We start from the raw sequence: 11,775 nt of genomic DNA, 5'->3' as shown, positions 1-11,775 counted from the left end.
TCCGCGCGACTTCACCGTTGAAAAACATGCGGACCGCGAGATCGTCGCAGTCCGCCGGGCGGCCGCGATTCTCGCGGCGTGTCGGATCTTCGTCACTCAGGGTAATCCCCGAAAAAGAGGGCTGTCTTCTTTGCTGCTCATGGTCGTGGGCGGGTTGAAAGCCGTTGGTCGAGCTCCGCCGCAACACCCGCAAACCCGCTTGCAGCTTGCCTGTGAAGGCGGCGAGTCTGGCAAGATAGCGTGCTGTCTCGATTTCGGCGCCACGGCTTGCTGCGTCCGCTTCGGGGCGACAGCGCTGCGCGAGACGACGAAGAGTAAGTCATATCTATCAAACTTCGTTATTTTCCATCAAACATTTTTTGACGATAAGATTTCGGCCTGCTATGGTTCCTTCCACTGAAAACACGCGGCCTGCCAATGCCGGCATCGCGCTCGGGAGCAAGATTCGGGCGCTGCGGCAGCGGTTGAAGCGCACGCTCGACGAAACAGCGACCGCCGCGGGTATTTCCAAGCCGTTTTTGTCGCAGGTCGAACGCGGGCTCGCATCGCCGTCCATCACGTCGCTGGCCGGCATCGCGCACGCGCTGGGCGTCACGGTGCAGTACTTCGTCGAGACGCCGAGCGAGGAGCGTTCGGTTTGCCGCGGCGATCAGTTGCGCTTCTTCAGCTTCGCCGATTCGGCGAACCTGTTCGCGCGGCTGACGAACGTGCCGGAAGGGCGCCAGCTCGAGGCGATTCTCGTGCGGATGCCGCCCGGGCAGAAGCGCTCCGAGGTAACGACGCATGCAGGCGAGGAATTCCTGTATGTGATCGAGGGTGAAGTTTCGTTGACGCTGGAAGGCAAGTCGTTCGTTCTGTATGCAGGTGACAGTGCGCATTACCAGTCGACGGTCCCGCACAGCTGGGTCAACACCGCGAAGATCGAGTCGGTGGTGGTCTGGGTCGGGACGCCGAGGCTGTTCTAAGACGGGGCATTCCTTCGTTCTTTCGACGGGGTGCCTGTCGAAAGGAACGTAAGGATGACTAATATGAAATTCAGGAACCAGGGGCCTCCCGTTTTCGCGCGCCCATAAGCGTTCTTCGCGCCGCGCCGCGCACGGCCTCGTGTCGCGCGCTGCATTCCCGCTATCACTACCAATCGCACACGATGAAACACACGCATGCCTTCGCGGCCGTGCTGGCCGCGCTCGCCCTGACGACGTCGCAATCCGCCTCGGCCGTCTCCGTTCCCTCGAACGTCGTCCTCGCCGATCAGCAGGACATGACGCGACAGATGCCCGCGGAGGTCGAGTCGCTCGATCCCGCGCACATCGAATCGTGGACGGGCAACACGATCGGCCTCGATCTGTTCGAAGGGCTCGCGCGTATCGCGGCGGACGGAAGCGTGGTGCCGGGCGTCGCGCAATCGTGGGAGCACAAGGCGCCGGATACGTGGATTTTCAAGCTGCGCCGCGACGCGAAGTGGAGCAACGGACAGCCGGTGACGGCCGCGGATTTCGTGTATTCGTGGCAGCGTCTCGTCGATCCGAAGACGGGCTCGAAGTACACGATCCTCGTCGAGTTCGTGAAGAACGCATCGGCGATCATCGCGGGCAAGCAGCCGCCGAGCAGCCTCGGCATTCGCGCGGCCGATCCGTACACGATCGAAGTGCAAACCGAGGTGCCGGTGTCGTACTTCCCCGAGCTCACCGCGATGGCGCCGCTCGCGCCCGTCAACAAGGACGCGGTCGCGAAGTTCGGCGATGCGTGGACGCGCCCGAAGAACATCGTGAGCAACGGCGCGTACACGCTCGTCGACTGGCAGCCGAACAACCGCATCCTGATGGCGAAGAGCGACAAGTACTGGAACGCGCGCAACGTCGTGATCCGCAAGGTCACGTATCTGCCGATCGAGAACGACGAAACCGCGCTGCGCATGTACCAGGCGGGCCAGATCGACTACACGTATTCGATTCCCGCGGGCGCCTTCGGCCAGGTCAACAAGCAGTTCGGCAAGGAGCTGCGCCCGGGGCTGCAGCTCGCGACGTACTACTACTACTTGAAGAACAGCGATCCGGCGCTGAAGGACAAGCGCGTGCGCGAGGCGCTCGCGATGGTGCTCGATCGCGACATCCTCACGTCGAAGATCACGCAGGCGGGCGAAGTGCCGATGTACGGACTGATGCCGAAGGGCGTGAAGGGCGTGCAGAAGCCGTTCACGCCGGACTGGGCGTCGTGGCCGATGGCCAAGCGCGTCGACTACGCGAAGAATCTGCTGAAGCAGGCGGGCTACGGCGAGGCGAATCCGCTCGTGTTCACGCTGACCTACAACACGAACGACCTGCACAAGAAGGTCGCGCTCTTCGCGGCGTCCGAATGGCGCACGAAGCTCGGCGTGACGGCGAAGCTCGAGAACGTCGAGTTCAAGGTGCTGATGAAGCAGCGTCATGACGGCAAGGTGCAGGTCGCGCGCGACGGCTGGTTCGCCGACTACAACGATGCGATGACGTTCTTCGATCTGATCCGCTGCGGCAGCCCGCAGAACACGGTCGGCTATTGCAATTCGAAGGTCGATTCGCTCGTGGCCGACGCGAACCAGAAGCTCGACGAAGGCGCGCGCACGGCGTTGCTCACGCAGGCGCACGATCTCGCGATGAGCGACTATCCGATGCTGTCGCTGTTCCAGTATTCGGCGGACCGTCTCGTGAAGTCTTACGTCGGCGGCTACACGCTGACGAACTACATCGACATGCGCGCCTCGCAGGACATGTACCTGACCAAGCACTGAGCGGAGCCGACCATGCTGGCCTATGCATTGCGGCGCACGTTGTGGGCGGTGCCGACGATCCTCGCGGTCGTCACCGTCTGCTACCTGCTGCTGCACTTCACGCCCGGCGGGCCGTTCGACAGCGAGAAGCAGCTTTCCGCCGCGACGCTCGCGAACCTGAACGCGAAATACCATCTCGACGAGCCGCTGTGGAAGCAGTACCTGCTGTATCTCGGCTCCCTGCTGCACGGCGATCTCGGCCCGTCGTTCCGCTATACGGACTGGTCCGTCAACGATCTGGTGCGCAAGGCGTTTCCCGTGAGCCTCGGCGTCGGCGGCGTGTCGATTCCGCTGTCGATCGTGCTCGGCGTGCTGCTCGGCACGATCGCCGCGGTGCGGCGCGACAGCTTCGTCGATCGCTTCGTGATGCTGATCGGCAACTTCGGCAACGTGATACCGCCGTTCGTGCTCGGCCCCGTGCTCGTGCTGATCTTCGCGATCCTGCTGAAGACCTCCGAGGGCGTGGGCTGGCTGCCTGCCGGCGGCTGGAGCGACGGCGGCTGGCGCTATCGCGTGCTGCCCGTCACGCTGCTCACGCTGATCAACGTGTCGCTGCTCGCGCGCGTGATGCGCGGCTCGATGATCGAGACGCTGTCGAGCAACTACATCCGCACCGCGCGCGCGAAGGGCCTGCCCGGCCATACGATCGTGCTGCGCCACGCGCTGAAGCCCGCGCTGATGCCCGTCGTGTCGCTGTTCGGCACGGTCTGCATCTCGTCGATCACCGCGGCCGTCGTGACGGAATCGGTGTTCGCGCTGCCGGGCCTGGGCCAGCTCGTCGTCAACGGCGCGATCAATCGCGACTACACGCTCGTGCTCGGCCTCGTCGTGCTGACCACCGTCTGCGCGGTGCTGTTCAACCTGCTGGTCGACCTCGCGTACGCGTGGCTCGATCCGCGCATCCGCTATTGAGAGGGCGACGCGATGACGCCTGTTTCCTCTTCGATCGAGGTGCCGCAGCCGGCCGATACGCCGCCGCGCTCGCGCACGCCGCTCGAGCTCGCCGCACGGCGCTTCGTGCGCAACCGCGCGGCGCTCGCGAGCCTCGCGGTGCTCGTCCTGATCGCGCTCGCGTGCTTCGTCGGGCCGCTTCTTTCTCCTAACGATCCGGCCGCGAGCGACTGGTCGTCGATCAGCCTCGCGCCGACCGTCGCGAACATGCACTGGTTCGGCACCGACGAGCTCGGCCGCGATCTGCTCGTGCGCACGCTGATCGGCGGGCGCGTGTCGCTCGAAGTCGGCCTGCTCGGCACGTTCGTATCGGGGCTCTTCGGCGTAGCGTGGGGGGCGATCGCGGGCTTCGCGGGCGGCCGCGTCGACGCGACGATGATGCGGGTCGTCGACATGATGTACGCGATTCCGTATCTGCTGATCGCGATCCTGATGATGACGCTGTTCGGCCGCTCGTTCATCCTCGTCGTGCTGACGATCAGCGCGTTCTCGTGGCTCGACATGGCGCGCGTCGTGCGCGGCCAGACGCTGTCGCTGCGCACGCGCGAGTTCGTCGACGCGGCGCGCGCGATCGGCGTCACGCCGGCCGCGATCGTCCGGCGCCACATCGTGCCGAACCTGCTCGGCGTGGTGGTGGTTTATGCCACCGTCAGCGTGCCGGCGATCGTGCTGACCGAATCGGTGCTGTCGTTTCTCGGGCTCGGCGTGCAGGAGCCGATGACGAGCTGGGGCGTGCTGATCCAGGACGGCGCGCAGAAGCTCGAAGCGATGCCGTGGCTGCTGCTCGCGCCCGCCGTGATGCTGTGCGTGACGCTCTATTGCGTGAACTTCGTCGGCGACGGTCTGCGCGACGCACTCGACCCGAAGGACCGCTGAGATATGGCGCTGCTCGAAGTCAAGAATCTCGGCGTGCGCTTCACGCGCAGGGAAGGCGAGCCGGTCGACGCGGTGTCGGGCGTGTCGTTCTCGCTCGAAGCGGGCAAGACGCTCGGCATCGTCGGCGAATCGGGCTCCGGCAAGAGCCAGACGGTGATGGCGCTGCTCGGCCTGCTCGCGGGCAACGGCTCGACATCGGGCGAGGCGCTGTTCGACGGCGAGAACCTGCTGCGGATGAGCGCGCGGCAGTTGAACGAAGTGCGCGGCAACCGGATCGGCATGATCTTTCAGGACCCGATGACGTCGCTCAATCCGTTCCTGACGATCGAACGGCAGATGACGGAAAGCCTGCAGCTTCACCGGAAGATGTCGCGCCGGGACGCGATCCGACGCGCGGTCGAGGCGCTCGAATCGGTCAGGATTCCTGACGCGGCGCGCCGAATCCGGATGTATCCGCACGAATTCTCGGGCGGCATGCGCCAGCGCGTGATGATCGCGATGGCGCTGTTGCTCGAGCCCGAAATCCTGATCGCCGACGAGCCGACGACCGCGCTCGACGTCACCGTGCAGGCGCAGATCATCGAGCTGCTGCGCGAGCTGAACCGCGAGCGCGGCACGTCGATCGTGCTGATCACGCACGACATGGGCGTCGTCGCGGGGCTCGCCGACGACGTGATGGTGATGTACGCGGGCCGCACGGTCGAGTACGCGAGCGCCGACGCGATCTTCTCCGCGCCGTCGCATCCGTACACGATCGGGCTGCTGAACGCGCTGCCGCGCCTCGATGCGCCCGACGGCGCGCCGCTCGTCGCGATTCCCGGCAATCCGCCGCTGCCCGGCCAGGGAATGCGCGGCTGCGCGTTCGCGAAGCGCTGCTCGCACGCGTCGGATCGCTGCGGCGCCGAGCGCCCCGAGCTGGCCGCCTATTCGGACGCGGGCGCCGTGCGCGCGTGTCATCGACCCATCGCGGAAATCATGGGAGGGCTGCGATGAGCGCCGCGACTGATCTCATTTCCTCTACGTCCTCGTTCGCGCCGGATTCGCCGGATTCGCCGGATGCGTCGGGCGGCGTGGGCGCCGCCGGCATCGGCGCGCCCAATGCCGATGCGCAACGCGACGGCGCGCCGCCGGATGCCGATGCGCTGCTGTCGGTGCGCGATCTCAAAGTGCATTTCCGCGTGCCGCTCGGCGGCTATCCGTGGTCGCCGAAGGGCACGCTGCGCGCGGTCGACGGCGTGTCGTTCGACGTGAAGCGGGGCGAGACCGTCGGGCTCGTCGGCGAATCGGGTTGCGGCAAGTCGACGCTCGCGCGCGCGCTGATCGGCCTCGCGCCGGTGACGGCGGGCACCGTGCAGTGGCGCGGCGAGCCGATCGTGACGGGCGCGCGCCGCGACGCGCGCAAGATCCGCCGCGAGATGCAGATGATCTTTCAGGACCCGCTCGCGTCGCTCGATCCGCGGATGACGATCGAGCAGGTCGTCGCCGAGCCCATCGTCACGCATCGGCCAGGCATCGGCCGCGACGAGGTGCGCCGCCGCGTGTTGACGATGCTCGAGCGCGTCGGCCTGAACGCGCATCATCTGCTTCGTTATCCGCATGAATTTTCCGGCGGCCAGTGCCAGCGCGTCGGCATCGCGCGCGCGTTGATCGGCGAGCCGCATCTCGTGATCTGCGACGAGCCCGTGTCCGCGCTCGATGTGTCGATCCAGGCGCAGATCGTCAATCTGCTGCGCGATCTGCAGCGCGAACTGTCGCTCTCCTATCTGTTCGTCGCGCACGATCTCGCGGTCGTCAAGGCGATCAGCCAGCGCGTGCTCGTGATGTATCTCGGCCGCGTGATGGAGTTCGGCGCGCGTCGCGACGTGTACGGCGCGCCGCAGCACCCGTACACGCGCGCGCTGCTCGCCGCCGCGCCGACGCCGGAGCCCGCGCGCGAACGCGCGCGGCGGCCGCTGTTGCTCGCGAGCGAGATGCCTTCTCCGCTCGATCCGCCATCGGGCTGCGTGTTCCGCACGCGCTGCCCGGATGCGATCGATGCATGCGCGCGCGAGGTGCCGCAGCCGGAGGTGCGCGGCGGATCGTCCGCGCGCGTCGCGTGCATCCGGGCAGGCGTCGCCGGCGCGCAGCGCTGAGCAGTACCGACAAAGACACAATAAGCCAACAGGGGTGTGGACGGCGCGAAAGAACTTCGCGCCGTGGGAAGACGCGCCGTTACGGCGGCGCGTTGGGGTGTCGCCGGCCGCGCATCGCGGCCGGCGCGTGGGTAGTCAACATAAAAAGAGAAGCGCAATGACACAACATCAACCGATGAAGAGGGTCGCGCGGGCAGTCGTGCTCGCGTGGGGACTGCCGGTGCTTGCCGGCGTGTCGATCGCAGGCGCGGCGCGCGCGGACGATGCGGCGCCCGCCGCGCCGCTCGCGCAGCAGGCGACGACGCCGAACGCGGTCATCAACGCCGACGCCACGCAGGAGGTCATGCCGGCGGAACCGGTATCGAGCCAGGCGAAGTCGAAGGGCTTCATTGCCGACAGCCATTTCGACGTGCTGCTGCGCAACTACGCGGACGTGCTCGACGCGAAGGGCGGACCGCATCGCCATGCATGGGTGCAGGGCGTGATGGCGAACTTCGAGTCCGGCTACACGGGCGGGCTGATCGGCTTCGGCGTCGACGCGTCGATCTACGCGGCGCTGAAGCTCGACGGCGGCGCGGGCGCGGGCAACATGGTGCACATCGCGAAGGGCGGCGGCGGCTCGAACCAGCTCGCGTGGGCCTTTCCCGGCATCTACGACGTGAAGGCGCGCATCTCGAACACGGTGATCAAGTACGGCCTGCAGGCGGTCGACAATCCGTTCATGGAGCAGCACGACAACCGCGCGCTGCCGCCGACGTTCCTCGGCGCCACGATCGTCAGCAACGAATTCAAGAACGTGATGCTCGAAGCGGGCAGCTTCACGAAGACCAACGCGCGCGGCCATACGACGCTCACGAACCTGACGACGCAATACGGCGGCACGCGCGTGGATCGCTTCACGTATCTGGGCGGCACGTGGGATTATTCGTCGACGGGCTCGGCGACGTTTTACGCAGGCCAGGCCGACGACGTATGGCGCCAGTACTACGGCTCGGTCAAGCAGAGCTACGGCTCGCCGCAGACGATCAAGTGGACGGGCTTCGGCAACTTCTATTCGACGCACGACACGGGCGATGCGCGCCAGGGCAAGATCGACAACAACGCATACAGCCTGTCGCTCGCCGCGCAGCATGGCCCGCACGAGCTGCTGCTCGGCTATCAGCAGGTGCTCGGCGACCAGTTCTTCGATTACCTGAACGAAACGAACGGCGTCTTCCTCGTCGATTCGATGGACGTCGACTACAACGCGCCGCACGAGAAATCGCTGCAGCTGCGCTACACGTTCTACGGCAAGGACGCGGGCCTGCCCGGCTTCAAGGCGACGGTGTGGGGCGTGACGGGCTGGGGCGCGGACGGCTCCGCGAGCGCGGCGCTCGATCCGACGCGCTCGAGCATCTACTGGAAGGACGGCGCGCCGGTGCAGGGCCGCCATCACGAGTTCGGCTTCATTCCGTCGTACACGATCCAGAGCGGCAAGTTCAAGGACACGAAGATCACGTTCATCGCGATGTGGCACGTCGGTTCGGCGCATTACTCGGACAGCACCAACCAGGAATACCGGCTCGTCGTGAACGTGCCGGTGAAGGTGTTCTGAGCACGCCGAAACGATTCGGGCGGCGGCGAGCGCGAGGCGGCCGACGGGGCGTCCGCGCTTTCGGCCGCGGCGACGGCGGTTGCGGCATCGGCATCGGTGTTCGGCGACGGCGTTCGACGTGAGTGTTCACGCGCCGGCCGGCACCGTTCGGCCTGATTCGCGTGATGCGCGCGTGTGCGGCCGCGCGCCCGACCGATCACGCGAATCGGGCAGCCAGGACGGATCGCTCCGATCAGCGGAAGTGGGATCAGGCGGTTTTGTGCGCGGGCGCGAGCCCCACTTCGCTTGCCAGTTGCGAATCGAGCTCGATCAACTGCCGGCCGGTGTCGCGCCATGCGTCGAGGCCGCCGCGCAGCGCGAGCGCATCGGCGAAGCCTGCCTGCTTGAGGCGCTGCGCCATCAGCGCCGCCGACACCTCGTTCGGACACGAGCAATAGATCACGAATTTCTGCGTCGCCGGATAGCGCGCGACGATGTCGCGCAGATCGCGCTCGTCGGCGAATTGCGCGCCGGGGATCGCATAGGGGTCGAGCTTGCGATGCTCCGCCGAGCGCGTGTCGAAGACGATCGGCGCGGAATCGGTTTGCAGCAGCCGATCGAGCTCGTCGACGTCGATCCGCGCGTTCGCGAGCTGACGAATCAGCGCGCGGCGGCGCATCCAGCGCACGGCCGTATAGAGCGCGAGCAGCGCGACGATCACGGCGAGCACCGCGCGGCCGAGCTGGTTCGCGCCGGTGAACAGCCAGTCGATCTGCCGCGCGAACACGAACCCGACGGCGACGCCGCAGCCCGCCCACAACAGCGCGCCGAGGCCGTCGTAGCCGACGAAGGTGCGATAGCGCGTGCCGAGCGCGCCCGCCATCGGCACCGAGATCAGCGACAGACCGGGAATGAAGCGCGCGACGGCGAGCACGCGCACGCCCCAGCGGCCGAAGAAACGCTCGGTCTTCTTCACGCAACTGTCACGCGACAGTGAAAGCTTGCATAAGGTTTTCAGCGCGCGGCCGCCGAAATGCCGGCCTGCCACGTACCACACGGTGTCGCCGATCAGCGCCGCGAGCACCGCGAGCGCGAGCACGGGCGCGAGCTGCGCGCCGAGCGCGTCCGGATGCAGCGTCGCCATCGCGCCGAACAGCACGAGCGTCGGCATGGCCGGCACGGGCAGGCCGATCGCGGCCGCGAGCACGTTGACGAACACGATGAGCGGCCCGAAACGGGCGACGAGATCATGAAGCATGACGAAACGATGGACGATCGCCGCGAAGCGCGCGCGGCATGAAGCGCGTTGATGTGCCGATTATCGGCTATTTTCGGAAAGGAGATCGCGCCGCGCATGGACGCGCGGCGAAGACGGCGAGGGCGCGGGCCAGCCTCGGCTTCACCGCGGCGGCGGATCAGGGCGCCGCGGTGCGGGCGAGCGGAACGGTGCCGTGCGTTTCGCCCGGCAGTTCCGCGCCGTGCGAACGTATCGCGGCGATCAACTCGGCGGGTGTGATCTCGTAGCGTACTTCCCGATGGATGCCGGGTTTGCGTTCGTCGATTTCGATAAGCAGTACGCTTTTACCGTCTTCGGTGGCCGCGAGACGCAGCGAGCGAAGCTCGCGCCCGTCGGCCTGATCGAATTCGGTCAACAGGGTCATGGCCCCGGAAGAACCGGTCGTGCGCATTGAACGTGTCCTCGTGTCGTGAAGTAGGAAATGTTGCTCTGCGAACTGCTTCAATGCAGTTTAGCCGAACCGGACGACGGCAATGAGAATTTTGCGAGATGTTGGAGCCGTGGGGCCGGGCGGCCCGACGGCGCGCTGCGGCGCGTTGAACAATGAGCCGTTCGGTGTACGCGCAAACCCGCATGTTGCGGCGGCGCGTCACGGCAAAAAGTATGAGCGAAAACGCAATCGGCCCGGCGCGCCGTCGATCGGCGAGCGCCGGGCCGATGCAGCGGGCGGCGCCGCGCCGAAGCAGTCGGGCTGCCGCCGCTGGACGGGCGCGTTGCGCCCGTCGCCGGATCAGACGAGCCCCGTCAGATAATAGACGGCGATCACGAAGAACACCGCGAGCGTCTTGATGACGGTCACCGCGAAGATGTCGCGATACGATTCGCGGTGCGTGAGGCCCGTCACCGCGAGCAGCGTGATCACCGCGCCGTTGTGCGGCAGCGTATCCATGCCGCCGCTCGCCATCGCGACGACCCGGTGCAGCACGTCCATCGGAATCTGCGCGGCCTGCGCGCCCTTGATGAAGAGATCCGACATCGCCGCGAGCGCGATGCTCATCCCGCCCGACGCGGAGCCCGTGATCCCCGCGAGCGAGCTGACCGACACGGCTGCGTTGACGAGCGGATTCGGAATGTTCTTCAGCGCGTCGCCGACGACGATGAAGCCCGGCAGCGCGGCGATCACGCCGCCGAAGCCGTATTCGGACGCGGTGTTCATCGCGGCGAGCAGCGCGCCGCCGACGGCCGCCTTGGTGCCGGTCGCGAAGCGCTCGTGCACGCGCCTGAACGCGGTGATGACGACGAGCAGGATGCCGAGCAGCAGCGCCGCCTCGACCGACCAGATCGCGACGACGGTCTTGATCGGCGTCGTGATCGGCGTGTGGACGCCCGGCAGCACGTCGGGCGGCACCGTGTACGATGCGCCGCCGTACCACACTGGAATCAGTTTCGTCAGCGTGAAGTTCGCGACGCCGACGAGCACGAGCGGCGACACGGCGAGGATCGGATTCGGCAGCGACTGCGTCTCGACGCGCTCCGGCTCGTTGACGAGCGACGTGCCGTAGCCTTCGCCGCGCGCGAGCGCCGAGCGGCGGCGCCATTCGAGATACGACAGGCCGACGACGATGATGAAGACCGAGCCGATCGTGCCGAGCGCGGGCGCGGCCCACGCGGTCGTCTTGAAGAACGTGGTCGGGATGATGTTCTGGATCTGCGGCGTGCCGGGCAGCGAATCCATCGTGAACGAGAACGCGCCGAGCGCGATCGCGCCCGGCATCAGGCGCTTCGGAATGTTGCTCTGACGATAGAGCTCGGCCGCGAACGGATAGACGGCGAACACGACGACGAACAGCGACACGCCGCCATAGGTGAGCAGCGCGCACACCGCGACGATCACCGCATTCGCGCGCGAGCGGCCGATGTAGCGGATCGCGGCCGCGACGATCGCCTCGGAGAAGCCGGACAGCTCGATCACCTTGCCGAACACGGCGCCGAGCAGGAACACCGGGAAGTAGAGCTTCACGAAGCCGACCATCTTTTCCATGAAGATGCCGGAGAAGACGGGGGCGACGGCGGCGGGGTCGGTCAACAGCACCGCACCGAGCGCGGCGACGGGCGCGAACAGGATCACGCTGTAGCCGCGGTACGCGGCGAACATCAGGAACGCCAGCGCGGCGAGGACGATCACGAATGACAAGAGAGT

At 66.7% G+C, this 11,775-nt stretch carries 10 protein-coding genes and 1 pseudogene; 7 read left to right on the top strand and 4 right to left on the bottom strand.

The genetic code is table 11. The features are described from left to right. Nucleotides 1-383: 383 nt before the first annotated feature. The 7 genes from WT60_RS32170 to WT60_RS32140 all read left to right on the top strand — a co-directional run bounded on the left by WT60_RS32170 (nt 384) and on the right by WT60_RS32140 (nt 8,359). On the top strand, nt 384-965 hold the full coding sequence (locus WT60_RS32170) for a cupin domain-containing protein (protein ID WP_038755211.1): 582 nt from the start codon (nt 384-386) through the stop codon (nt 963-965). Between the two features lie 182 nt (nt 966-1,147). Continuing rightward, nucleotides 1,148-2,767, top strand: a complete 1,620-nt coding sequence (locus WT60_RS32165; RefSeq protein WP_038755213.1) for a peptide ABC transporter substrate-binding protein — start codon at nt 1,148-1,150, stop codon at nt 2,765-2,767. Nucleotides 2,768-2,779: 12 nt separating this feature from the next. Further along, nucleotides 2,780-3,718 carry an ABC transporter permease subunit gene (locus tag WT60_RS32160; protein ID WP_038755215.1) on the top strand — a complete coding sequence of 313 codons (939 nt, stop codon included), beginning with the start codon at nt 2,780-2,782 and terminating at the stop codon, nt 3,716-3,718. Between the two features lie 12 nt (nt 3,719-3,730). Continuing rightward, nucleotides 3,731-4,633, top strand: a complete 903-nt coding sequence (locus WT60_RS32155) for an ABC transporter permease subunit (RefSeq protein ID WP_038755217.1) — start codon at nt 3,731-3,733, stop codon at nt 4,631-4,633. Nucleotides 4,634-4,636: 3 nt separating this feature from the next. Continuing rightward, on the top strand, nt 4,637-5,626 hold the full coding sequence (locus WT60_RS32150; RefSeq protein WP_059575586.1) for an ABC transporter ATP-binding protein: 990 nt from the start codon (nt 4,637-4,639) through the stop codon (nt 5,624-5,626). Continuing rightward, nucleotides 5,623-6,765 (top strand): oligopeptide/dipeptide ABC transporter ATP-binding protein, encoded by a 1,143-nt coding sequence (locus WT60_RS32145; RefSeq protein ID WP_038755221.1) that lies wholly within the window; start codon nt 5,623-5,625, stop codon nt 6,763-6,765. Before WT60_RS32150 ends, WT60_RS32145 begins: the two co-directional genes overlap by 4 nt. Before the next feature lie 157 nt (nt 6,766-6,922). Continuing rightward, nucleotides 6,923-8,359, top strand: a complete 1,437-nt coding sequence (locus tag WT60_RS32140) for an OprD family porin (protein WP_052145222.1) — start codon at nt 6,923-6,925, stop codon at nt 8,357-8,359. A 247-nt stretch (nt 8,360-8,606) separates the two neighbouring features. Here the strand turns inward: WT60_RS32140 and WT60_RS32135 are convergent, their stop codons facing one another. The 4 genes and pseudogenes from WT60_RS32135 to WT60_RS32115 all read right to left on the bottom strand — a co-directional run bounded on the left by WT60_RS32135 (nt 8,607) and on the right by WT60_RS32115 (nt 11,769). Continuing rightward, on the bottom strand, nt 8,607-9,596 hold the full coding sequence (locus WT60_RS32135; protein ID WP_038755225.1) for a DedA family protein/thiosulfate sulfurtransferase GlpE: 990 nt from the start codon (nt 9,594-9,596) through the stop codon (nt 8,607-8,609). Nucleotides 9,597-9,753: 157 nt separating this feature from the next. Beyond that, on the bottom strand, nt 9,754-10,026 hold the full coding sequence (locus WT60_RS32125; protein WP_038755227.1) for a hypothetical protein: 273 nt from the start codon (nt 10,024-10,026) through the stop codon (nt 9,754-9,756). Then, nucleotides 9,996-10,228: pseudogene (locus WT60_RS35800) on the bottom strand (hypothetical protein). The gene WT60_RS32125 and the pseudogene WT60_RS35800 overlap by 31 nt, the downstream one beginning before the upstream one ends. Nucleotides 10,229-10,365: 137 nt before the next feature. Continuing rightward, nucleotides 10,366-11,769 (bottom strand): GntP family permease, encoded by a 1,404-nt coding sequence (locus tag WT60_RS32115; protein ID WP_038755230.1) that lies wholly within the window; start codon nt 11,767-11,769, stop codon nt 10,366-10,368. Nucleotides 11,770-11,775 lie beyond the last annotated feature (6 nt).

It is taken from the genome of Burkholderia sp. MSMB617WGS (genome assembly GCF_001532025.2).
Lineage (GTDB): Bacteria > Pseudomonadota > Gammaproteobacteria > Burkholderiales > Burkholderiaceae > Burkholderia > Burkholderia savannae.
This window is presented reverse-complemented; position numbering and strand designations above follow the sequence as displayed.

Excerpts from the sequence above, each read along its gene's own strand:
- WT60_RS32165 (WP_038755213.1), top strand. The coding sequence starts at position 1,148 with ATGAAACACACGCATGCCTTCGCGGCCGTGCTGGCCGCGCTCGCCCTG.
- WT60_RS32135 (WP_038755225.1), bottom strand. The coding sequence starts at position 9,596 with ATGCTTCATGATCTCGTCGCCCGTTTCGGGCCGCTCATCGTGTTCGTC.
- WT60_RS32125 (WP_038755227.1), bottom strand. The coding sequence starts at position 10,026 with ATGCGCACGACCGGTTCTTCCGGGGCCATGACCCTGTTGACCGAATTC.
- WT60_RS32150 (WP_059575586.1), top strand. The coding sequence starts at position 4,637 with ATGGCGCTGCTCGAAGTCAAGAATCTCGGCGTGCGCTTCACGCGCAGG.
- WT60_RS32145 (WP_038755221.1), top strand. The coding sequence starts at position 5,623 with ATGAGCGCCGCGACTGATCTCATTTCCTCTACGTCCTCGTTCGCGCCG.
- WT60_RS32170 (WP_038755211.1), top strand. The coding sequence starts at position 384 with ATGGTTCCTTCCACTGAAAACACGCGGCCTGCCAATGCCGGCATCGCG.
- WT60_RS32160 (WP_038755215.1), top strand. The coding sequence starts at position 2,780 with ATGCTGGCCTATGCATTGCGGCGCACGTTGTGGGCGGTGCCGACGATC.
- WT60_RS32140 (WP_052145222.1), top strand. The coding sequence starts at position 6,923 with ATGACACAACATCAACCGATGAAGAGGGTCGCGCGGGCAGTCGTGCTC.
- WT60_RS32155 (WP_038755217.1), top strand. The coding sequence starts at position 3,731 with ATGACGCCTGTTTCCTCTTCGATCGAGGTGCCGCAGCCGGCCGATACG.